The organism is Cellulomonas wangsupingiae, from assembly GCF_024508275.1.
Classification (GTDB): Bacteria; Actinomycetota; Actinomycetes; order Actinomycetales; family Cellulomonadaceae; genus Cellulomonas; species Cellulomonas wangsupingiae.
Window position 1 is genome coordinate 3,228,522 of sequence record NZ_CP101989.1, and the last position, 21,702, is coordinate 3,250,223.

The 21,702-nt window shown below is 75.1% G+C and carries 16 protein-coding genes and 1 tRNA gene; 8 read left to right on the top strand and 9 right to left on the bottom strand.

The features are described from left to right. The first annotated feature begins 10 nt into the window (after positions 1-10). Complete coding sequence (locus NP075_RS14915; RefSeq protein ID WP_227565212.1) at positions 11-508, top strand: DUF1269 domain-containing protein; 498 nt, start codon at positions 11-13, stop codon at positions 506-508. A 55-nt stretch (positions 509-563) separates the two neighbouring features. Here the strand turns inward: NP075_RS14915 and NP075_RS14920 are convergent, their stop codons facing one another. Further along, positions 564-2,018, bottom strand: coding sequence for a vWA domain-containing protein (locus tag NP075_RS14920; RefSeq protein ID WP_227583405.1), 1,455 nt, complete (start codon positions 2,016-2,018; stop codon positions 564-566). A 457-nt stretch (positions 2,019-2,475) separates the two neighbouring features. On the opposite strand from NP075_RS14920, the gene NP075_RS14925 reads away from it, so the two are divergent. The 4 genes from NP075_RS14925 to NP075_RS14940 are packed head-to-tail and all read left to right on the top strand — an operon-like array spanning position 2,476 to position 11,171. Next, entirely contained in the window at positions 2,476-3,237 is a 762-nt protein-coding gene (locus NP075_RS14925) for an ABC transporter ATP-binding protein (RefSeq protein ID WP_227565210.1), read from the top strand. Beyond that, positions 3,228-5,120: a hypothetical protein gene (locus NP075_RS14930; RefSeq protein WP_227565209.1), complete on the top strand. Its 1,893-nt coding sequence runs from the start codon at positions 3,228-3,230 to the stop codon at positions 5,118-5,120. Before NP075_RS14925 ends, NP075_RS14930 begins: the two co-directional genes overlap by 10 nt. Next, positions 5,113-8,388 (top strand): hypothetical protein, encoded by a 3,276-nt coding sequence (locus NP075_RS14935; protein WP_256791161.1) that lies wholly within the window; start codon positions 5,113-5,115, stop codon positions 8,386-8,388. Before NP075_RS14930 ends, NP075_RS14935 begins: the two co-directional genes overlap by 8 nt. Continuing rightward, the gene (locus tag NP075_RS14940) at positions 8,385-11,171 is read left to right on the top strand and encodes an FtsX-like permease family protein (protein WP_227565206.1); all 2,787 of its coding nucleotides are present in this window, start codon (positions 8,385-8,387) and stop codon (positions 11,169-11,171) included. Before NP075_RS14935 ends, NP075_RS14940 begins: the two co-directional genes overlap by 4 nt. A 34-nt stretch (positions 11,172-11,205) precedes the next feature. On the opposite strand, the gene NP075_RS14945 is transcribed toward NP075_RS14940, so the two are convergent. Next, entirely contained in the window at positions 11,206-11,454 is a 249-nt protein-coding gene (locus NP075_RS14945) for a hypothetical protein (protein ID WP_227565205.1), read from the bottom strand. 63 nt (positions 11,455-11,517) lie between these two features. Beyond that, positions 11,518-13,407: a BCCT family transporter gene (locus NP075_RS14950; RefSeq protein WP_227565204.1), complete on the bottom strand. Its 1,890-nt coding sequence runs from the start codon at positions 13,405-13,407 to the stop codon at positions 11,518-11,520. Positions 13,408-13,745: 338 nt separating this feature from the next. On the opposite strand from NP075_RS14950, the gene NP075_RS14955 reads away from it, so the two are divergent. After that, positions 13,746-14,168, top strand: a complete 423-nt coding sequence (locus NP075_RS14955; protein WP_227565203.1) for an NUDIX hydrolase — start codon at positions 13,746-13,748, stop codon at positions 14,166-14,168. A gap of 40 nt (positions 14,169-14,208) precedes the next feature. On the opposite strand, the gene NP075_RS14960 is transcribed toward NP075_RS14955, so the two are convergent. The 6 genes from NP075_RS14960 to NP075_RS14985 form a co-directional block, all read right to left on the bottom strand. Next, on the bottom strand, positions 14,209-14,928 hold the full coding sequence (locus NP075_RS14960; protein ID WP_256791162.1) for a hypothetical protein: 720 nt from the start codon (positions 14,926-14,928) through the stop codon (positions 14,209-14,211). 81 nt (positions 14,929-15,009) lie between these two features. Further along, a complete protein-coding gene (locus NP075_RS14965) occupies positions 15,010-15,498 on the bottom strand; it encodes a type II toxin-antitoxin system RatA family toxin (protein ID WP_227565201.1) in 489 nt (162 codons plus the stop codon). A 9-nt stretch (positions 15,499-15,507) separates the two neighbouring features. After that, positions 15,508-17,418 carry an NAD+ synthase gene (locus tag NP075_RS14970; RefSeq protein WP_227565200.1) on the bottom strand — a complete coding sequence of 637 codons (1,911 nt, stop codon included), beginning with the start codon at positions 17,416-17,418 and terminating at the stop codon, positions 15,508-15,510. Next, positions 17,415-18,221, bottom strand: coding sequence for an NUDIX hydrolase (locus NP075_RS14975; RefSeq protein WP_227565199.1), 807 nt, complete (start codon positions 18,219-18,221; stop codon positions 17,415-17,417). Before NP075_RS14975 ends, NP075_RS14970 begins: the two co-directional genes overlap by 4 nt. 68 nt (positions 18,222-18,289) lie before the next feature. Then, positions 18,290-18,889 carry an isochorismatase family protein gene (locus NP075_RS14980; protein ID WP_227565198.1) on the bottom strand — a complete coding sequence of 200 codons (600 nt, stop codon included), beginning with the start codon at positions 18,887-18,889 and terminating at the stop codon, positions 18,290-18,292. Positions 18,890-18,923: 34 nt separating this feature from the next. Continuing rightward, entirely contained in the window at positions 18,924-20,288 is a 1,365-nt protein-coding gene (locus NP075_RS14985; RefSeq protein ID WP_227565369.1) for a nicotinate phosphoribosyltransferase, read from the bottom strand. Positions 20,289-20,533: 245 nt separating this feature from the next. Here NP075_RS14985 and trhA point away from each other — a divergent pair, with 245 nt between their 5' ends. Together trhA and NP075_RS14995 are read left to right on the top strand one after the other, a co-directional pair. Beyond that, positions 20,534-21,253, top strand: a complete 720-nt coding sequence (gene trhA, locus NP075_RS14990) for a PAQR family membrane homeostasis protein TrhA (protein ID WP_227565197.1) — start codon at positions 20,534-20,536, stop codon at positions 21,251-21,253. Between the two features lie 340 nt (positions 21,254-21,593). After that, positions 21,594-21,666: transfer RNA gene (locus NP075_RS14995), tRNA-Lys, on the top strand. The last annotated feature ends 36 nt before the right edge of the window (positions 21,667-21,702 follow it).

The window sequence follows — 21,702 nt, forward strand, 5'->3', positions numbered from 1 at the left end:
GAGGACGACGGTGGCGACTCTCAGCGCATGGAAGTTCGACACACCTGAGGGCGCGGCACGCGCCGAGCAGGTCCTGATCGGGCTGCAGAAGCAGGAGCTCATCCAGATCCACGACGCCGCGACGGTGTCGTGGGAGCCGAGCGCCAAGAAGCCCAAGACGCGGCAGGCGCACAACCTGGCGGCCGCGGGCGCACTGGGGGGGACGTTCTGGGGCATGCTGTTCGGCCTGCTGTTCTTCGTCCCCCTGCTGGGTGCCGCGATCGGCGCCGCGGCGGGCGCGCTGGGCGGTGCCCTGACGGACGTCGGCATCGACGACGACTTCATCGCCTCCGTGCGCAGCAAGGTCACGCCCGGGACGTCCGCGCTGTTCCTGCTGAGCTCCGACGCGGTGCCGGACAAGGTCGTCGCCGCGCTGAAGGAGCAGGACATCCGGGGCGAGCTCATCCACACGAACCTCTCCGCGCAGGAGGAGCAGAAGCTCCGCGAGGCGTTCGCCGAGAACGTCTGACCCCGACGGGCCGCGGCTGCCGCGGCCCGTCGGAGCGACGACGCGTCGTGCGCGGTCAGCCGGTGATCTCCCGGTACGTGTCGACCAGCGTGACGAACTCCGCCCGCAGGCCGTAGCGGTCCTCGCCCGTGGCGGCCTGGGCGCGTTCGCGCGCCCGGCCCGCGTCGGCGCCCTCGGCGTGCGCCGAGCCGGTGACCGCGAGGCCAAACTCGGCGACGGCGGACGCGAACCGGAAGTCGCTCGTCGGGCGGGTCGTGTAGGCGTCGGGCCCGACGGGGAAGACGACCTCCGCGCTCGTGGCGGCGCCCGGCTGCTTGTAGCGCACGTGGACGGTCATGAAGTCGGTGGAGTCCCCGGCCTCGACGTCCTGGTACGCCAGGCCGTCGTCCTGCGGGCCGTCGCCGGCCGGGACCAGCTCGTAGAACGCGGTGACGGCGTGGCCGGCGCCGACGTCGCCGGCGTCCTTGGTGTCGTCGTCGAACTCCTCGTCCTCCAGGCGCCGGTTGTCGTAGCCCAGCAGCCGGTACCGCGACACGGTCGCCGGGTTGAGCTCGACCTGGACCTTGAGGTCCTGGGCGACGACGAACATCGTCGAGTCGAACTCGTCCACCAGCACCTTGCGCGCCTCGTTGATCGTGTCGATGTAGGCGTAGTTGCCGTTTCCGTGGTCCGCGATGGCTTCCATGGTGCTGTCCTTGAGATTTCCCATCCCGAATCCGAGCACCGAGATGTAGACCCCGGAACGCGCGTGCTCCTCGATGAGCTCGGTGAGCTGTTCGGGAGTCGACGGGCCGACGTTGAAGTCGCCGTCGGTCGCCAGGACGACCCGGTTGTTCCCGCCGTCGACGAAGTTCTTCTCCGCCAGCTCGTACGCGGTCCGCAGGCCCGCCGCACCACCGGTCGTCCCTCCGGCCCGCAGATCGCGCAGGGTCCGCACCAGCTCGTCGCGCCGGTCGCCCGGGACGGAGTCGGCGAGGACCTGGTCGCTGCCGGCGTAGGTGACGATCGAGACCGTGTCCCGCTCGTCGAGCTGCTCGACGAGCAGCTCGAAGGACTCCGCGAGGAGGGGCAGCTTGTTCGGGTCGTCCATGGAGCCGGAGACGTCGAGGAGGAACACGACGTTGTTGCCGCGGCTCGTGGGCGTCGCATCCGTGGCCTGCACGCCGATCATCGCCAGCTGGTGGCCGGGCGCCCACGGCGCGTCCGCGACCTGCGTCGTCACGGTGAAGGGGTCCGCCGCGTCGGGCGCCGGCGCCGGGTAGTCGTAGTCGAAGTAGTTGACGAGCTCCTCGATCCGCACCCCCTCGGGCGCGACGCCCTGCCGGAGCTGACGGCGCAGGTTGCTGTAGGAGGCGGTGTCGACGTCGGACGCGAACGTCGACAGCGGGCTCGTCGCCACGTCCTGGAACGGCTGCTCCGGGGAGTCGTCGTACTCCTCCTGCGGCTCCACCGGGACGTCGCGCCACTCCTCCGGCGCGACCTGGGCCTCGTAGCCCATCTCCTGGGTCATGCCGTCGCTGCTCGCACCGCCCGCGCTGCACGCTGCGAGCACGCCCGACAGCGCGATCACCACCACCGCGCCGACCGCTCGACCCGACGCATGCCCACGGCTCGTCGCCCGAGAACGCGCCGTCGACGCGAGAAGGGGCCCCACCGGTGATCGACCGCGCATCATTTCTCCTCCATTGTTCGAGGCCTGAAGCGTGGCGGGCGGTGAGCCCCGCGGCCAGCACGGGACTGTCACACGAACGTCCCGTTCGGGTAACGAGGTCACGACTGGAAACGCCCGGGACACGGCCGTGCGGAAAGCGCGGCGAGAATTCTCCGATATCGGGCGGGACGCGGTGCGCCCGGCGACGGCGAGGTCGGGCTCTCGCCCACCCGTCGCGCTCCGGGGCTTCACCCGGGCGGTCCTTTCTGGCACGTTGTCCCCCACCGCCCCGACCAGCCAGGACGTGATGCGTGCGATGACGAGCGCCACCGGTGTACCCGCGCTGGAGATCGACGCGCTGCGCAAGGTGTTCGGCGACCACGTCGCCGTCGACCACGTCGCGCTGACCGTCCCCGCGGGCTCGTGCTTCGGCATGGTCGGCGTCAACGGCGCCGGCAAGACGACGCTGCTCTCGATGGCGACCGGCCTCCTGCGTCCCGACGCGGGCACGGCACGCGTCTTCGGTGTCGACGTGTGGACCGACGCGCCGCGCGCCACGGCCCTGCTCGGCGTCCTGCCCGACGGGCTGGGGATGCCGGAGCGGCTCACCGGCGAGGAGGTCCTCACCTACCTGGGGCTGCTGCGCGGGCTCACCGAGCCCGTGGTCCGCGAGCGCCGGGGCGAGCTGCTCGACGCGCTCGAGCTGCCGCACGGGCGCGAGCGCCTCGTCGCGGAGTACTCGACGGGCATGCGCAAGAAGCTCGGCCTCGCCGTCGCGCTGCTGCACGGCCCACGGCTGCTCGTGCTCGACGAGCCGCTCGAGGCGGTCGACCCCGTCTCCGCGCGCACGATCCGGCGCATCCTCGCCGACTTCGTCGCGGGCGGCGGGTCCGTCGTCATCTCCAGCCACGTCATGGCGCTGGTCGAGCAGATCTGCGACCACGTGGCCGTCGTCGACGAGGGCCGGCTGCTGGTCGCCGGACCGCTCGACGAGGTCCGCGCCGGCGCGTCCCTCGAGGAGCGGTTCACCTCGCTGGTCGGGCTCACGGCCGAGCCGGTCGGCCTGTCGTGGCTCTGACGGGCGCACCGACCGCGCCGCCGCACGAGCAGGTGCCCGACGGGGCGGGGCGCGTCGGTGCCCCGGCCGTGATGGTGCGCATGCGCGTCGCGCTGCTGCGGCACGCGCTGCGGGACACCGACCGGGCGTTCTGGATCTGGTTCGCGGGCGGGTGCGGGCTCCTGCTCGCACTCGGCACGGTCGTGGCGTGCGCGCTCGACCCCGACCTCGGTGCCGCGCTGCTCGCCGCGTGGATGCTCGGGTGGGTCGTCGGGCCACTGGTCTCCGGCGGGGACGAGGCGCTGCGGGCGGAGATGTTCGTCGCCACCGGGCTCTCGCGCTGGCGACTGGGCTGGGCGCTGCTGACGTCCTCGGTGGTCGGTGTCGCGCCGGTCGTCTCCGCGGTGGCCGTCCTCGGAGTGGTGGCGGTCGGCGTGCGCGGCGGCGTCCTCGCGACGCTGCTCGCGGTCGTGGCGGCCGCCGCGCAGCTCGCCGTGCTCCTGACGGTCTCGCGCGTCGCGGTGGGCGTCGTCGGTGTGCTCGTGCGGTACCGGGCCGGTGCCGTCCTCGCGGGCGCGGTCACCGGGCTCGCGCTCGCGCTGCCCTCCCAGGGCTGGGCGCTCGTCGCCGCGCTGGCCGCGCGGGACGCGACGCAGGCCCTGGCCGTGGCGACGCGCGTGGCCCCGTCGGGCTGGGGGCTCGCCGCCGCCGAGGCGGCCGGCCGCGGTGACTGGGCGCTCGCGGTGGGCGCCGTCGTCGCGCTGCTCGCTCTGGCGGCGAGCACCTTCGCCCTGTGGTGCGTGCTCCTGCAGGGTCGGACCACCCGGCGCGCCGCAGCGATCCGGCCACGGCGTCTGCTGTCCGCGCGCGGTCCCGCGGGGGCGACCGTCCGGGCGCACCTGCGCTCGTCCGCGCGCGACCTCGTGCAGGTCAACCGGTTCGCGTTCGCGCTCGCGTACGGCCTGTTCTTCTGCGCGCTGCCGCTCCTCGTCGGCTGGACGGGGATGCTGCCGTGGGCAGGTGCCGTCTTCGTCGTCATGGCCGCCATGGTGTGGAGCAACCAGTACGGGCGCGACGGGACGGCCCTGTGGCTGCAGCTCGTGACGCCGGGCGCGCGGCGCATCGACCTGCTGGCGCGCCAGGGCACGTTCCTGCTCGCCACGGGCCCGCTCGCGCTCGTCCTCACCGCGGGCCTCGTCGCGGCGGCCGGCACCCCGGCGAGCACCTGGCCCTACCTGGCCGCCGCGCTGGCAGCCGCCCTGGGTGCGGGCACGGGCGTGACCGCCGCGATGTCCGTGCTCGCCGCCGTCCCGACCACCGACCCGCACCGGCGCGGGGGCGACGTGCTCGCCTCGGGTGGTGACGCCCGCGAGACCGGCACCACCTACCTCACGATGGCCCTGGTCGTCGGGCTGACCCTGCCGGCACTGCTTGTCGCGCGCCTCGCCGGCTGGTGGGGTGCGGTGGCCGGCGTGGCCACGGGCGCGCTGTGCTGCTACCTGCTGACGCGGGTCGCGCTGCGGCACCTCGACGAGCAGGGCGTCGAGCTGCTCGCGCTGCTGCGGCACGGGCGCCGCCCGACCGTCGGCGCACCCGGCGCCGTGCCGGGGCGGCGACCGGTCGAGCTGACGGGGCGCGAGCAGTCGGTCGTGCTCGGTGCCGGGATCCTGGGCACGCTCATGCTGTTCCCGCAGGGCATCGTCCCGGCGGTCGTCCTGCGGGGCGGCGACCCGACGACCCGGTCGTGGTTCCTGGCCCTGCACGTGCCGGCGGCGTGGGCGTGGCCGGTCGTGACGGTGATGATCACGCTCGGCGCCACGCTGTACTGCGTCAGCGTCTGGTGGTACCGGCGGGCCGCGACGGCCGCCCGCAGCCCCGCTGTGCCGGTACCGGCGGATGCCTAGCCACCAGGCCGTCCCGAGGAGGGCCCGGCCCACGGCCGCCCTCGCGGAGCTGGTGCGCCGCGGCGGCACGCAGGCCGGGCTGCTCGCGGCGGTGCTCGCCGTCGTCGTCGCCGGGGCCGTGCTGCTGGGCACCTGCTCGCTGCTGCTGACCACCGGCCAGGAGCAGGCGCTCGACGCGGCGCTCCGGCGCGCCGACCCGCAGGACGTCGCCGTCGAGGTCACGTTCCGGCTCGACGGCGCCGACCCGGGCGTCGTCGACGACGCCGGCCGGGTGCTCGCCGACGCGCTCGCACCCGTGCGGCCCACCACGTCGGTGTGGCTGACCTCGGCGGTCCGCCCGCTGGGCGTCGCGTCCGTGCCCGGCGCGCACGGCTACGTCGTGGCGGCCGACGCGCTGGCCGCGCACGCCGACCTGACCGCGGGCCGGTGGCCGGGAGCGACCCAGGACGGCCCGGTCGAGGTGGCGGTCCCGGGCGACGTCGCGCACGCCCTGCGCCTCGGCGTGGGCGACGAGGTGGTGCTCGGAGAGCGGCGCGACGGACGTGCCCGGGAGCCCGTGCCGGGATCGGGTGACGTGACGCTCGTCGTCGTCGGCACGTTCACGCCGGTGCCGCACACCGACGGCCCGTGGGACCGCGACCTGCTGCGCGGCGCAGGGGCGGGCACCGTGGCCGGCGCCGCGCCGACGTACGGACCGTTCGCCGCCGCACCGTCGGCGCTCGCGGCCTCGGCGGTCGCGGTCGACCGCGCCTCGCTCGTCGCACGGCCCGACCTCGCGGGCCGCGGCCCTGCCGACCGCGCCGACGTCCGGCGCGACGTCGGCAGCCTCACGTCCGACCTGCGCAGGACGCTCGGCGACCCCGTCACCGGGGTCCGGGTGCGCACCGGGCTGGGCGGCGTCCTGGCCGCCGCCGAGACCCAGGAGCGCGTCACGCGCTCGGTCGTCGTGGTGGTCGCCCTGCTCGGCGGGGCGCTCGCCGCCGCGGCCCTCGCGCTGGCGGGCCGGCTCGTGGGAGTGCGACGCGACGCCGAGACGCGCCTGCTCGTGGCGCGGGGTGCCGCCGCGTCGCAGCTGGTCGCGCGGGCCGCGGCCGAGAGCCTGGTGCTGGCGGTGGTCGCGGCCGTCGTGGCCGTGCCGCTCGCGCTCGCGCTGTACCGCGCGCTCACCCGGCTGCCGCTGCTCGCCGACGCGGGCCTGACCAGCGACGTCGGGCCCACGCGCGCGCTCGTGCTGAGCGTCGCGCTGGGCACGCTCGCGCTCGTCGCGGTCCTCGTCGCGCCCGCGGTGCGAGCGCCGGACCACCGCCGGCCGTCGCGGCGCAGCGTGCGGGGCCGGGTGGGCCGCGCCGCGGCCGACGCGCTGCTGGTGGCGCTCGCCGTGGTCGGCTGCCTGCAGCTGCGCGGGCGGCCGTTCGCCGCGGGTGGCGGCGCGGACCCGCTGCTGGTGGCGGTGCCGCTGCTGTGCCTGGTCGCGGGCTCGGTGGTGGCGCTGCGGGTGGTGCCGTGGGTGGCCCGCCGCGCCGAGGTCCGCGCGGGCCGCTCCCCCGGGCTCGTGCTGCCGCTGGCCTCGTGGGAGGTCGCGCGGCGCGGCCACTCGACGGGCGCGGCGCTGCTGCTCGTGCTCGCGACCGCCGCCGCGACGTTCGGCACGTCGCTCGGGGCGACGTGGGCGACCTCGGCGCAGGACCAGGCCGACACCCGGGTGGGCGCCGACCTCGCGGTGGGGCGCACGGCCGCCTCGCCGGTCGCCCAGGCGGCCGCGCTGACCGCGCTGACGGGCGCTGTGGCCGTCCCCGTGACCGACCGGGAGGTGGCGCTCGGGCCCGTCGCCGGGCCCGGACCCGCGACGCCCGTGACGCGCCTGGCCGCGATCGACACCGGGCACGACGCCCAGCTGGTGCGCGGGCGGCTGCCCGCCGGCACCACGTGGGCCGGTCTCACGGCGGGTCTGGCACCGGACGCGCCCGCGAGCGGGATCGCGCTGCCCGCGAGCGCCGAGGGCCTCGACGTCGCGGTCACGGGCGTCGTCGCGGGCGGCCGGCCGGTGCCGCACCTGACGGTCGCGCCGAGCGTGGTCGTCGAGACCGCCGGCGGCGCGCGCCAGAGCGTCGCGGGCGCGCCCGTCCCGCTCGACGGCGCCCCGCACCCGCAGGTGCTGCCGCTGCCGTCCGACGCCGCGCTGCAGGTCGTCGCGATCGACCTGCAGGTCGCGGCAGGCTCGCAGGCGGACGTCCTCGCGCAGCCCACCGAGTCCCGCCCGCTCGAGCTGACCGTCACCCTCACCCCGCCCGGCACGGGCGCCGTGACGGCACCGTCCGGCGGCTGGTCGGGCGGGGTCGCGGACGACAGCCTCGACGCCCTGCGCGCGCCCGGCGACGTCGCCGTCCGGCGGGCCGGCACCGGCGCGGCCGTCACGGGGCGGGTCGGGCTCGTGGCCACCGCCCTGGTGGACGGCCCGGCGCACCTCGTCCTCACGGCCTTCCGGCCACCTGCCGACGTGCCGGTGCTGCTCGGCAGCGAGCTGGCCGGGAGCATCGCCGCCGTCCCGGGCGACACGCTGAGCCTGGACCTGGGGTCCGCCACGCTGGTGGCGCGCGTCGTCGGCGTCGCGCCGGGGCACGCGGCCCTGCCCCGTGGCGCGAGCATCGTCGCCGACCACGACGCCCTGGCGCGGGCCGTCGTCGCGCACGGCCCGCCCGCGGACGTGGTCGACGTGTGGTGGCTCGCGGGGGTCGACGACCCCCGTGCGACCGCGGCGCAGGTCGACGCCGCCGGGCTCGGCGACCCCGTGACGCGCGCCGACCTGGCCGCGCACCTGCGCGACGACCCGCTGCGGGTCGGCGTGCAGCTCGCGCTCGGGCTGCTGGTGGTCGCGGCCCTGGTGCTCGCGGTCGCCGGCACGGTGGTGCAGACCACGGCGGCGCTCGACGCGCGCGCCGTCGACGTCGCACGGCTGCAGGGCATGGGGGTCCCGCGCCGGGTGGTCGTCGCCACGCTCCTCGTCGAGCACGGGGTCGTGACCCTGCTGGTCGTCGCGGGGGGTGCCGTCGTCGGTGCGGTCACCGCCCTCGTCGTCGGCCCGCGGCTCGTCGTCTCCGCGACGGGCGAGGTGCCGGTGCCCGCCCCCGTCGGGGTGTGGCCCTGGCCCGCGCAGGCGCTGCTGCTCGCCGTGCTGCTGGTCGCGTGCACGGCGGTCGTCGCCCCGGTGGCGGCGCGCCTGGCTCGCCGCGCCACCGTGGCGCACCTGCGGATGGAGGGCGGGCAGTGAGCCGCCGGCACGCAGCCGCGCGGCGCAGGTGGCTGCCTCCTGTCAGCGTCGCGGCCACGGCCGGGCGGGCGCGCGTCGACCGCGGGCCGCTCGCGCTGACGGGCCTGGTCGTGGCCGTCGCGGCGTTCCTCGCCGTCGTCGCCCCGCGGCTCGTCGCCGCCACGGGTGACGACGCGCTGCGCTGGGCCGTGCGCGCCGCCGGGCCGGGCGCCGACCTGACGTTCGCCCGCACGATCGACGAGAACCCGTACGAGGCCCGTGCGCTGCAGGTCGACCTCGCGCAGACCACGCGTACCGGGACCACGACGGTCCGCGACTCGCTGGCGCCGGCGCTCGGGACCGTCCTGGACGTGCCCGTCACCACGGTCGCCACGCTGCCCCTGCAGGTCGTGGCACCCGACGCCGACGCCGCCGGTCCGGTGCTGCGCACGGCGTTCGTCGACCGCGACGGCCCGCCCGCCGTGACCTGGCTCGCCGGAGGCCCCGCACGCGCGACCCTCACCGCGCAGGACGCGCGCGGCTGGGAGCCGGGCGCGGCCGTCCCGGTCGAGGTGGGCCTGTCCGAGGACGTGGCCGCCGCCCTGGGGGTCCGGGTGGGCGACGTGCTCACGACCCGCAACGAGAGCCGGACCGTGGCGCTCGACGCGACCGTCAGCGGCGTGTTCCGGGCGCAGGACCCCGCCGACGCCGCGTGGTCGGCCGTCCCCGGTCTCCTCGAGCCGCGGGTCGTCGGCACGTTCCTCACGCGGCAGACGCAGCTGGCAGGGCTGCTGTCCGACGCGTCGCTGCCCGCCGCCGTGCTCGCCATGCCGCCGGACGTCGCGCGGCGCGAGGTCACGTTCCCCCCGCGGACCGCCGCGCTGGGGCAGTCCGACGTCGCGGCCGTCGCCGCCGAGATCGCCGGGCTGCGCGCCGGGGCCGACTCACCGGCCGCCGGGACACGCACGTACGTCGGCACGACGCTCGACGGCGTGCTGCTCGACGCCCGCGACCGGTACCGCGCCGCGCTCGCCCAGACGTCGGTGCTGCTGGCGGGCGTCCTGAGCGTCACGCTGCTCACGCTGCTGGTCGCCGCGACCCTGCTGGTGCGGCGCCGCGCCACCACCCTGGCGACGCTCCGCGCGCGCGGCGCGACGCTGCCCGGCATCGCGACCGAGCTGGGCGTGGAGTCCGTGGCGCTCACGGCGGTCGGCACGGCCGCGGGCGTCCTCGCCGCCGGGGTCGTGACGTCCGGACCCGTGCCGTGGGCGTGGCTGCTGCCCGTGGTCGTCGTGCAGGCGTTCGGCGCACCGGCGCTGGGCGTGCGGCTCGCGGCCCGCAGCGCGGGTGGGCGACGCGTCGCGGCCGACCGCACCGAGCGCGCGTCGGCCGCCAAGGACCGGCACGCAGCCCGCCTCGCGACCGAGGTCGCGGTGGTGCTGCTCGCTGCGGGCGCCCTCGCGGCGCTGCAGGCGAGGGGTGTCGTCGGGGTCGGCGGCACCGGGGCGGACCGGGCGGCCGTCGGCGGGACGTCCGGGAGCGACCCCCTGCTGGCACTGGCCCCGACGCTGGGGGTGGTCGCCGGTGGTGTGCTCCTGCTGCGCGTGCTGCCGGCACTGCTGCGCCGGGGCGTCGCGGCAGCGGCCCGGACGCCGCGGGCCGTGCCGGTGCTCGCCGCCGCCCGCGCGCACGACGCGTCGCGTGACGGCCTGACGTTCCTCACGCTGACGGTCGCCGCGGGCCTCGTGGCGCTGGGCACGACGTTCGTGACGACCGTCGAGCGGGGCGAGGTCGACGCGTCGTGGCTCGCCGTGGGCGCCGACCTCACGCTGACGTCCGCCCCGGACCCCGCGCTCGAGGACCTCGCGGCGTACCTGCGCTCCCGCGAGGGCGTGGACCACGCCCTGCCCGGGCGCGTCGAGGAGCACGTCGACCTCTTCGGCCCGTGGGGCAACGAGCCGGCGCGGGTCGTGGTGCTGCCCGCCGCCGACTACGCCGACCTGCTCGCGACCACGCCGCTGCCCGACGCGCCCGGGCTCGCAGCGCTCGGCGCCGACGCCCGCGGCCGACCGACCGCGCTGCTCAGCGCGGGCCTGCGCACCGACGGCGACGCGGACCTGGTGCTGGGCTGGGACGGCGACCGCGTCGACCTCACGACCGTCGGCACCGCACCCGACAGCCTGACGCGGGGCGAGGACGCCGTGGTGGTCGACGCGGCGGCGCTGGGGGCGGCCCACGGCGAGCCCGTGGCGCCGGACCGGCTGTGGGTCGTCGGCCCGGGCGCGCGCACGGCCGTCGCGACGACACCCGGGCTCGACGGGGCGAGCGTCACGACGCGCAGCGCGTGGCTGACCTCGCACCGCGCGGAGCCCCTCACGGTGGGGGTCCAGCGGCTCGCCGCCGCGGCGACCGTCACGCTGCTCGCGCTCGCCGCGCTCGTCGTCGTGCTGGCCGCGTCCACCACCGCACCGCAGCGCGGCGTCACCCTCGCGACGTTGCGGACCCTGGGCCTCGACGGGAGCGACGCGCGGCTGGTCACGGCGGGCGAACTGCTGCCGGGCAGTCTGCTGGCCTCGGTGGGCGGCGCGGCACTGGGCACCGCGCTGACCGCGGTGGTCGTCGGCCCCCTCGCGCTGCGCCTGGTCACCGGGCAGCCGACCGACCCGACGCCGGCCCTGTCGCTGTGGGCGGCGGCACCGCCGCTCGTCGTCGGGCTGACCGTCGCGGTGCTGGTGGTCGCCGAGTCGTCGCTGCGGCGTCGCGAGCGGCTGGGTGAGGTGCTGCGGGTGGGTGGCGCGCGGTAGCCGGGCGCCGCCCCGGCGCGGCAGCTCCGAGCGCTCAGGCGAGCATGCTGGAGGCCCGGCGCACCATGAGCTCCTCCTCGCACGCCGCGGCCCACTCGCGTCGCGGGCCCCGCAGGGTGGGTGCAGGAACGAGGCCGAGCGCGACCACGGCGCCGAGTGCGTACGCGTGGCGCGGTGCGACGTCGCGCGTCCGCGCCCTCAGGTAGGTCTTGCCGAACGCGCTCAGATGCGCGTCGACGAGCGCGCTCAGCGCCTGGGCGACGGGCTGGGACAGCGTCGACATGTCTCCTCCTCCGTTGGTCGTCTCGGCCCCGGACCACCCTCCGGCGACCCGCGGTCGGGGCGCCTACTCGCGGGGCGCAGGCGCGGACGGCGGTGTGGACGGGTCCGGCGGAGGTTCGGCGTCTCCCTCGTCCGGCCGGTACCAGTCGCTGAGGGCGGGGTCCTCCGTGTCGAGCCAGGAGCCTGCGCCCTCGTCCGGCGCCGTCGCCACGACACCGATCACGAAGTCGTCGCCGTGCTCCTCGATGCCGGCCCGCACGCCCTGGTCGAGAGCCTCGCGCGCGTACCGGCGCCGCAGCGTCAGCGGGTCGCGGGCCAGGTCCTTGGCCCACGCGGCCATCACGAAGATGAGCACCACGGCGAACGGCAGGGCCGAGACCATCATGAGGCTCTGCAGACCCGAGAGCGCGACCTCGCCGCCCCCGACCAGCAGGACCGCGGCGACGGCCGCGAGCGCCGACCCCCACACCACCGTCGTCCACCGCCGGGGGGTCGGGTTGCCCTGCTCGGACAGGCTGGCCATGACGATGGAGGCGGAGTCGGCGCTGGTGACGAAGAAGATGACGATCGAGACGATCGCGAGCACCGAGGTCACCGCGCCGAACGGCAGCTCACGCAGCAGCGCGAACAGCATGTCCTCCCCGGACTCGCTCGCGCTCATGGCCGACCTGGTCTGCTCGAGCCACATGGCCGTGCCGCCGACCACCGTGAACCAGACCAGGCACACCGCACTCGGCACCACGATCACGGCGGTGACGAACTCCCGCAGCGTCCGGCCGCGGCTGATCTTGGCGATGAACATCCCGACGAACGGCGTCCACGACACCCACCACGCCCAGTAGTACGTGCTCCAGGCGCTCATGAACTCCTGCGCGTCGGGCGACGTGGCCGCGGACTGGCCCATCATCACCGGCAGCTCGGCCACGAACGTCATGAGGACGCCGGGCACGAGGTTCAGCAGGAGGACCGTCGGGCCGACGACCAGGATGAACAGTCCCAGCAGGCCGGCGAGGGCCATGTTGATGTTGGACAGCGCGCGGATGCCGCGCTTGAGCCCGGAGACCGCCGAGAGGATGAACGCGACGGCGAGGACGGCGATGATGCCGACGAGCACCGCGTTGCCGAGGCGACCGACGCCGCCCACGATCTCGACCCCGCGGCCGATCTGCAGTGCGCCGATGCCCAGCGAGACGGCGGTGCCGAACAGCGTCACCACGATGGCGAACACGTCGACGACCTTGCCGAGGATGCCGTGGCTGCGTTCCCCGAAGACGGGCTCGAGCAGCGCGGACATCAGCGGCCTGCGGCCCTTGCGGTACGCCGCATACGCGACGGCGCCGCCGACCAGCGCGTAGAACGCCCACGCGACCGGCCCCCAGTGGAACACCGTCTGCGCGAGTGCGACGTGCATGGCCTGGCCGCTGCCCGGCTCGGTGCCCGTGAACGCGGGAGGGGGGTCGAGGAAGAACGACATCGGCTCCAGCGGGCCGTAGAACAGCAGCCCGATCCCGATGCCCGCCGAGAACAGCATCGTCACCCAGGAGATCGTGGAGAACTCGGGCTCCTCGTCGTCCTGGCCCAGGCGGACGGCCCGGTGCCGACCGAAGCCCAGCCACATCATGAAGACCAGCACGACGACGGTCAGGACGCCGAAGAACCACCCGAAGTCCACGGTGACGAGCTCGAAGGCGGCGCCCGCGAACTCTGCCAGGCCGGCCGGGAGCAGCAGGCCCCAGGCGATCACGGCGAGCACGACGGCCGCCGCGACGGCGAACACCACCCTGTCGATCCGGAACGAGAGGTGCGTCTGCTCGACACCGATCCCCGGCAGCAGCGCGGGGTGCGGGCTGCCGAGGGTGCCGGGAGAGGTGACCTCCTGGAGGATCCGCGCAGCGCGTGCGCGCTGGTCGGCCGAGGTACGGCCGGACTGGCTTCCGGTCGATCCGGTGCGCATCTCGCTCACCACCGATTCGCCCTCTTCCTGGGTCGCGAAGTGGCCATCGATGGTAGATGACTCAGGCAACCGGGCGCGGCCGCCCCGGAGCGCCCCGGCAGGTCGCCCCGTCGACGACCCCTCGGCGTCCTGGACTGCGGGTTCACGTGTCGTCGAGGTGCCCCGCGGGCGACGCCCGCCCGGCCCGCGCGTGGCCTGGGTTCACAGGTGGCGACGCGGTCCGTGCAACCTGTGCAGCACGTCGGCGGGATGCCGCAGCGCCGCCGCCGTCGCCCCGCGGGCCCCATCGCGACCGATCGCGCGCAACCTTCCCAGCGGTGCGTCGTACGATCCGGCACGTGCCGCCCACCCCTGTCATCCACGTGAGCGCCGTCGTCCTGCGTCGGGCGTCGGGCGAGGTCCTCACCGTGCGCAAGCGCGGCACGCACCGCTTCATGCTCCCCGGCGGCAAGCCGGAACCCGGGGAGAGCGCCGCACGCACGGCGGTGCGGGAGGCGTACGAGGAGGTCGGGGTCGTGCTCGACGAGGCCCGGCTGCACGAGCTGGGGACGTTCCGCGCCGCCGCGGCCAACGAGGCCGGTCACGAGGTCGTCGGGACCGTCTTCGAGCACCCGCTCGTCGGCACGACCGCACCCGCGGGCGAGATCGAGGAGCTGCGCTGGCTCGACCCCGCCGGCGACCTGCCCGACGACCTCGCGCCGCTGCTCGAGCACCACGTGCTGCCGGTGCTGGCGGGGACGACGCCGGCGGCCGAGAGGTAGGCCAGGGCGGTGCGGTGACGACCGCGACCCGCCGAGCGTGTCAGGCCGGGATGTCCCGCGGGTCGTTGCCGTGGGAGCTCGTGTCGGCGATGGTGCCGTCGGCCGCGTGGACGTGGTGCTCCTCGGCGAGCCGGCGACCGGCCGCGACCGCGTCCTCCTCGCGGTCGGGGAGCCCGCCGACCTTCGTGCCGTCGACCTGACGGGATCGGCCACCGGAGGGACGTCCGCCGCCGCTCCGGTGCGCCCGACGCCTCGACACCCACACCGCGGCGCCGAGCACGGTCGGGACGCCTCCGGCGGCCGCCACCGTCACCGTCTGGCGCACCCACCGCCCGTCGGCCGCGGCGAGCTCCCGCTCACCCATCACCACGTGCGGTGCCGCGGCCAGGTACCGCACCGGCAGCGGCGGCGCGTACACGGACCCCGGCGGCGGCGCCTGCCATCCCCCCGACACGTCCTCCACCCGCTCGCGCACCGGCCCCGCGAGCGGCGCGGTCACCGCGCGTCCGTCCGACGTCTCGAACGACACCTCGACCTCGGACACGAGGAACCGGGCGCGGGACTGCACCTTCACGAGCACACGCGCGTCCGTGGCCACCGCCGGCCGCCCGTCGGCGACGAGGTCCTGCGCCAGGTCCCGCTCCGCCAGAGCCCCCGGCACCCCGGCGAGCCCCGCGACCATCAGGTACGCACAGCACCCCCACAGCGCAGGCAGCGCCCCTCGCCGGACGAGGCCGCGGCGCCGGCGCGCCTCACCCACGCGCGGCACACACGAGGTCCGCCCGCAGGCCGACACGGCGGACGCACCCCGGGCGGGAGCCGACGTCCGGGTGGCGGGTCGTCATCCGCGGGCGGATCCGTCCCGGCCCACCGCATCCAGGACGTGCGCGTCCGCGCAGCCGCGTGCGAACCCCGCGATCCGGCGGTCGACGTCCCGCTGCAGCACGACCCGCCCGATCCGTTCGGCCACCGGCGCCAGCCACGCCGGCCGGCACGTGAAGCTGTACCGCCAGACGGCGCGCGTCCCGCCGTCCGGCAGCGGGGTGAAGCGCCACCCGCCGGCCATGACGGCGAAGAACCACGGCCCCTCGACCATCTTCATACCGACGTTCGTCGGCGGCTTGTACGAGACGTACTCGCTGACCATCCGCAGCCCGGAGCGGTGGTGCGTCAGCGTCCGCACACCCTTGGCCGGGACCGTCGCGCCGTCGAGGAACGACTGCCGTCGGATGAACGGGTCCCAGCGCAGCCGGGTGGCTCCTGTCGTCTGCGACACCGCGAACGCCACGTCGGGCGGCACGGGCACGTCGACGCTCGACTCCACGATCATCCGCCGACCCTACGGCGCACCGGGCACTCCGACGTCCGGCACCGACCCCGTCGGCTGCAGTTCACCTGGACGTGGCTCGGCGGTCGCGTGCGACCAGTGGTTCGCCAGCGGCATCCGCCGGTCCCGCCCGAACGAGAGCGTGGAGATCTTGATCCGGATCGGCACCTGCCGCCGCTTGAACTCGCTGCGGTCCACGAGCGTCAGCACACGGTTGACGGTGCTCGCCGCCACCTGCCGGTCCCACCCGTCGGCGACCAGGGTGTCGGCCAGCTCGCCGGCGCTGGCGTGGTCCTCGAGGAACGCGAGCAGCAGACGGTCCAGGACCGGGTACTCCGGCAGCGAGTCGCTGTCCTGCTGCCCGGGGGCCAGCTCCGCGCTCGCGGGCTTGGTGATCGTCGAGACGGGGATCGGAGGCACCAGCCCGGCAGCGTCGGCGCGGTCGTTGCGCCACTGCGCGAGCCCGTAGACCCCGGGCAGGACCGCGCCGTCCTTCATGGTGACGGTGGTCTTCAGCAGGTCGCCCAGCGGGTTGGGAGCCGTGCCGCAGGAGTCCCCGTAGAGCGTGAAGTAGCCGACGGCGCTCTCCGAGCGGTTACCGGTCGTGCAGACCAGCGCACCGGTCGCGTTCGCGATCGTCATGAGGGTCGTCCCCCGCAGCCGTGCCTGCAGGTTCTCCCAGGCGACCGGGTGCCCGGTGTCGCCGGTCCTGTCGGTCAGCAGCCGGGCCAGCACCTGCTCGCGCTCGAGGTGGGCGTCCGTGATCGGCACGACGTCGAACCGGATGCCGAGGTTCTCCGTCAGCGCACGTGCGTCGGTGACGGACCCGTCCGAGGAGTACGGGCCGGGCATCCCGATCCCCCACACCGCGTCCGGCCCCAGCGCGTCCACGGCGATCGTGGCCGCCAGGGCGGAGTCGATCCCGCCGGACAGGCCGAGCACGACCTTCGGCAGACCGACGCGTGTGCAGTAGTCCCGGAACCCGGTGACCAGCGCGGTGTACACCTCGTCGTCGACCTCGCGCGGTGCGGTGAGGGGCGGCGCGGGCAGTGTGCACCGCCGGGTGTGGGTGGCGCCGAGGTCCACCACGTCCCACGACCGCCCAGGGTCGACCTCGGGTGCGACCGGGAGGTCGACGGTGATGAGGTCGGTCTCGAACGACCGTGCACGAGCGATGACGTCGCCGTCACCGTCCACGGCGAACGAACCGCCGTCGAACACGAGCTCGTCCTGCCCGCCGACGGCGTTGACGTACGCGATCGGCACGCGTGCGTTCCTCGCCGCGGCCGCGACGGTCGCCTCGCGGAGCTGCTGCTTGCCGACGTGGTACGGCGAGGCGTTCAGCACGACGACGACCTGCGCACCGCCCCGGCGCATCTCCTGCACCAGCTCGTCGCTCCACACGTCCTCGCACACCAGCACGCCGAACGTCACCGGACCGTCCGGGGTCTGCACCTGGTACAGGTCCTGCTGCCTCGCACCGGCCTCGAAGTGCCGCGCGTCGTCGAAGACCGGGTACGTCGGCAGCAGCGTCTTGGCGTGCCCGCCACGCACGGTCCCCCGCTGGGCGACCACGGCGACGTTGCGCAGCGAGCGGGACTGCGCGTCGGTCATCCACCCCGTGGGCCGTGCACCGCCGGCCACCGGCAGGCAGCCGGTGACCCACGGTGCCCCGAGCAGGGCGACCGTGCGGTCCGTGGACCGTGCGACCTGACGTGTCGCGTCCATGGCGGCACGGACGAACTCCGGCTCGGCCAGCAGGTCCTCGACGGGGTAGCCGCACACCGCCATCTCCGGGGTCAGCACGACGTCCGCGTGCAGCGACTCGGCCGTGGACACCGCGTGCGCCATGGCGGCGGCGTTGCCCGCCATGTCACCGACACGCACGGGCAGCTGCGCCAGGGCGACTCGAAGTGCGGTCATCGGTCCTTCTCGTGGGTGCTCAGCGCGCGGGCGTCGTCCGGGCGCATCAGTGGCGGCGTCAGCGTCGTGGGGCCGTCGGTGACGGCCGTGTACAGGGCGGCCGGGCGTCCCGAGCCGCCCGTGAGGCGACGCTCGGTGCCGGACGTCGGACGGACGAACCCCTCGGTCCCCTTGACCCAGCGGCGGAAGTTCGACCGGTCCAGGCGGGTTCCCCACACCGCCTCGTACACGTGCTGCAGCTCGCCGAGGGTGAAGTGCTCGGGGACGAAGGCCGTCGCCAGCGGCGTGTACTCGATCTTCGCCGCGACACGGTCCACGGCGTCGGCCAGGATCCGGGCGTGGTCGAACGCGAGCTCGGGGGCGTCACCGTCGTCGTTCCCGCCGGTCAGGCCCGGCAGGTCGAGGTCGGACACGTCCCACCAGCGCGCGTTGCGCGCGTCGGATCCCGCCTGCGGGTCCGGCAGGTTCGGCGCGAACGCGACGTGGGCGACGGACACCACCCGCATGCGGGGGTCACGTCCCGGCGTGCCGTACGTGCCGAGCTGCTCGAGGTGCCCGGCGAACTGCTCGACGCCGGTCTCCTCGGCCAGCTCGCGCCACGCGGCGTCGGCGATGTCCTCGTCGATGTTCACGAACCCGCCGGGCAGCGCCCACGCGCCCGCGTACGGGTCGTCGGCCCGCTCGATCAGCAGCACCTTGAGCGCACCGTCACGGACCGTGAAGATGCACAGGTCGACCGTGACGGCGAACGGCGGGTAGTCGTGCGGGTCGTACCCCTCGGGCGCCTGCGCGTGGGTGGTCATCGGTGCGTTCCCTTCGTGGGCCGTGGCGTCGGGCACGGCGGTGTGTCGTTCTGTCGAGGGCCGCGAGGTCAGCGGGACTCGTCCAGGATGATCTTGTTGCGGGCCAGCTCGGTCAGCGCCTTGCTCGCGGTGGCGGCACCGACCGCAGCGGTCAGGTCGGTCAGGACCGCCACGGTCGTCGGACCGTGGCGGCGGGCGTCCAGCGCGGTCGCCTTGACGCAGAAGTCCGTCGCGATCCCCACGACGTCCACGTGAGCGATGTTCCGCTCCATCAGCAGGTCCGCCAGGCGCTCGCGGCCGTCGACCGGGTCGACGATCCGGCCCTGGAACCCCGAGTAGTCCTGCCGGGACTCACCCTTGACGACGTGCACGGTCCGCTCGGGCAGGGTGAGGTCCGGGTGGTAGTCCGCGCCCGGGGTGCCGGCGACGCAGTGCACCGGCCAGGTGCTCACGTAGTCCGGGTCGCCGTCGGTGGCGAAGTGCCCGTCGTTGGTGTCCGGCAGCGGGGCGTGCCAGTCGCGGGTCGCGACGATGGTGTCGTACCGGGCCCCGGTGCGCGCGAGGTAGTCGCTGATCTGCCGGGCGACGGCCGCGCCGCCGGTCACGGCGAGCGTGCCGCCCTCGCAGAAGTCGTTCTGCACGTCCACGACGATCAGTGCGGTCCTCATGCTGCGGTCCTTCCGAGGAGGGGGGTCAGGGGGCTCATGCGCCGGCTCCGATCAGGTTGCCGAGGGCGGTGGGGTCCGCGACCAGGCGCGGGGTCCCGGGTGCGAGGTCCAGGTCGAGCGCGGTCAGCTCGGCCTTCGCGCCGCGGTGGTGGGCGCGGATCTCGGCGAGAGACGGGTGGTGCACGACGTGCCCGTCGCGGATCACCGCGACCTGCAGCGCGCGGCCCGGTCCGGTCTCCGGGGCGCCGGGCAGGTGCCGCACGACGACGACCTCACGGGTCGCGTGACCCTGGTGGTCCAGGGACCGGTAGGCGACCTTGCGGCCACCGACGCTGCCCTTGCTGGTGGCCTTCTTCGCGACCGGACGCATCGGGGCGTACGGGCCGGGCTCGTCGGCGACCGCGACGAGCTTGTAGACCATCCCGGCGGTCGGGTGACCCGACCCGCCGACGAGCCTGGTCCCGGCGCCGTACAGGTCGACGGGTGCGTCGGCCAGCGCGGCGATCGTGTACTCGTCCAGGTCGGAGGTGACCGAGATCTTCGTGCTCGTGGCACCCAGGGAGTCCAGCAGGGCGCGGGCCCTGCGTGCCTCGTCACCCAGGTCCCCGGAGTCCAGGCGGATGCCGCCGAGGTTCGTCCCGGCAGCCTCGACGGCGGTACGGATGCCCTGCGGGATGTCGTAGGTGTCCACCAGCAGCGTGGTCCCCGTCCCGAGGGCCGCGACCTGGGAGGCGAACGCCTCGCGCTCGCTGGTGTGCCCGAGGGTGAACGCGTGGGCGGCGGTGCCGCGGGTGGGCACGCCGTACTGGAACCCGGCCTGCAGGTTGCTGGTGGAGGCGAACCCGGCGAGGTAGGCGGCTCGCGCGGCCGCGACGGCGGCACTCTCGTTCGTGCGCCGGCTGCCCATCTCGAGCAGCGGTCGGCCGTCGGCAGCGCTGACCATCCGGGCCGCGGCGGAGGCGATCGCGCTGTCGTGGTTGAGGATCGACAGGATCAGCGTCTCGAGGATGACGCACTCGGCGAACGTCCCGGAGACCGTCAGGACGGGGCTGTTCGGGAAGTAGATGTCACCTTCGCGGTACGCGTCGATGTTCCCCGTGAACTGGTAGCCGAGCAGGTGGTCGGCGGTGTGCCCGTCGATGACGCCGGTGTCCAGGAGCCAGGCGACCCGGTGCGTGTCGAACGTGAAGCTCTCGATGGCCTCGACGATGCGGCCGAGACCTGCCACGACGCCGTACCTGCGCCCGTCGGGCAGGCGGCGGGCGAAGGCCTCGAAGACCGCCTGGTGGTGAGCGGTGCCGTCGGCGAGGGCGGCGCGGAGCATGGTGAGCTCGTAGTGGTCGGTCAGCATCGCGGTGCTGGTCGCGGCCGCCGTCGTCATTGTGGTCATGTTGACCATTATGGTGTTCGGGTCTGACGAGGTCAAGCAATTTATGGTCGACCCGACCCTAACCTGGAGTGGCGTGCCTCACACCTCAAGGTGACGACGATCCACAGGGCCAAGGGCCCGGAGCGGGACGCGTGCCTCGTCGCGCTGTGACGAACCGCCCACCCCGGAGCGGGACGTGTACCGCCGCTGCGGTCGGGCCGCGCGGGTAGGCTCCCGGACGAGCCGAGTCGACGGCTGACCAGGAGGAACGAACGGTGGAGACCACGTCCGCACGCACCACGCCGACGCCGGGGACGGCCCCACCACCGCGGCTCAGCCGCGACGGCAGCGTGCACGTCACCGACGAGCGGGTCAACACCGTCACGCACCTCGCGGCGAGCTGCTTCGCGCTCGTCGGGGGCGCCGTGCTCGTCGCCCAGGCGGTCACCGAGGGCGACCTCTGGAAGGTCGTCGGGCTCAGCGTCTACGCCGCGTCCGTGCTCCTGCTGTTCGTCGCCAGCACGCTGCACCACGGCATCGACCGGGGGCCGCGCGTCAACGGCGTGCTGCGGACGCTCGACTACGCGTCGGTGTTCGTCCTGATCGCCGGGTCGGTGACGCCGCTGGTGCTGGTGCTGTTCCGCAACGCGTACGGCTGGGCCGTGCTGGGAGCGGTCTGGGTGGTCGCCGCCATCGGCATCGCGCTGCGGTCGGCGCTGCGCGAGCTGCCCAAGTACGTGACGAACACGCTGTACATCGCGATGGGCTGGATGCCGGTGGTGCTCGTCGGCGCCGGTGTCGCCCTGCCCGTGGGGGCGTACGTGCTGATGGCCGCCGGTGGGCTGGTCTACAGCGTCGGGTTCGTCGTGTTCGTCGTCGAGCGGCCCAACCCCCTGCCCGGCGTGCTCGGCTTCCACGAGATCTGGCACGTGCTGGTGGTGCTCGCCTCCGTGCTGCACTACCTGCTGATGTACCGGTACGTGCTCCCCGCCTGACAACCGTGCCCAGCCGGCGCCTGCGCCGCGACGAGCGCCGGGGTGGCCGGCGTGCGCACCTCCGTCGGACCGGTCGGCGCGGGCAGGTCGACGCCGTCGTCGTCGGGCCCCTTGCGTCGTGGACCGCGGTTGCGTGCCTGGAGCCGGGGGTCGGCGAGCAGCATGCGCAGCCGGCGGGGTCGCAGGGCGGTCGGCAGCCACACGATCCCGACGAGGCCTCCGCCACCGGCTCTGACCAGCCTGTACCGTCGACCTCGTCAGCCGCAGCGGCCCTCACCGCCGCACGCGGACGACACGGGTGTTGTCCCGTGGTTTCCACGAATGAAACCCCTCATCACCCGGGCCTCTAGCTCAACTGGCAGAGCAGCGGACTTTTAATCCGCGGGTTGTGGGTTCGATCCCCACGGGGCCCACCCGCGCGGTGCTCCCGCGAGACCGCGCCTGCCCCG

What these genes read in the sequence shown, in the direction of transcription:
- NP075_RS14985 (WP_227565369.1), bottom strand. Translation starts at nt 20,288, where the DNA reads ATGGTCAACATGACCACAATGACGACGGCGGCCGCGACCAGCACCGCG.
- NP075_RS14945 (WP_227565205.1), bottom strand. Translation starts at nt 11,454, where the DNA reads ATGTCGACGCTGTCCCAGCCCGTCGCCCAGGCGCTGAGCGCGCTCGTC.
- NP075_RS14950 (WP_227565204.1), bottom strand. Translation starts at nt 13,407, where the DNA reads ATGCGCACCGGATCGACCGGAAGCCAGTCCGGCCGTACCTCGGCCGAC.
- NP075_RS14920 (WP_227583405.1), bottom strand. Translation starts at nt 2,018, where the DNA reads ATGACCCAGGAGATGGGCTACGAGGCCCAGGTCGCGCCGGAGGAGTGG.
- NP075_RS14925 (WP_227565210.1), top strand. Translation starts at nt 2,476, where the DNA reads ATGACGAGCGCCACCGGTGTACCCGCGCTGGAGATCGACGCGCTGCGC.
- NP075_RS14935 (WP_256791161.1), top strand. Translation starts at nt 5,113, where the DNA reads ATGCCTAGCCACCAGGCCGTCCCGAGGAGGGCCCGGCCCACGGCCGCC.
- NP075_RS14965 (WP_227565201.1), bottom strand. Translation starts at nt 15,498, where the DNA reads ATGATCGTGGAGTCGAGCGTCGACGTGCCCGTGCCGCCCGACGTGGCG.
- NP075_RS14970 (WP_227565200.1), bottom strand. Translation starts at nt 17,418, where the DNA reads ATGACCGCACTTCGAGTCGCCCTGGCGCAGCTGCCCGTGCGTGTCGGT.
- NP075_RS14980 (WP_227565198.1), bottom strand. Translation starts at nt 18,889, where the DNA reads ATGAGGACCGCACTGATCGTCGTGGACGTGCAGAACGACTTCTGCGAG.
- NP075_RS14975 (WP_227565199.1), bottom strand. Translation starts at nt 18,221, where the DNA reads ATGACCACCCACGCGCAGGCGCCCGAGGGGTACGACCCGCACGACTAC.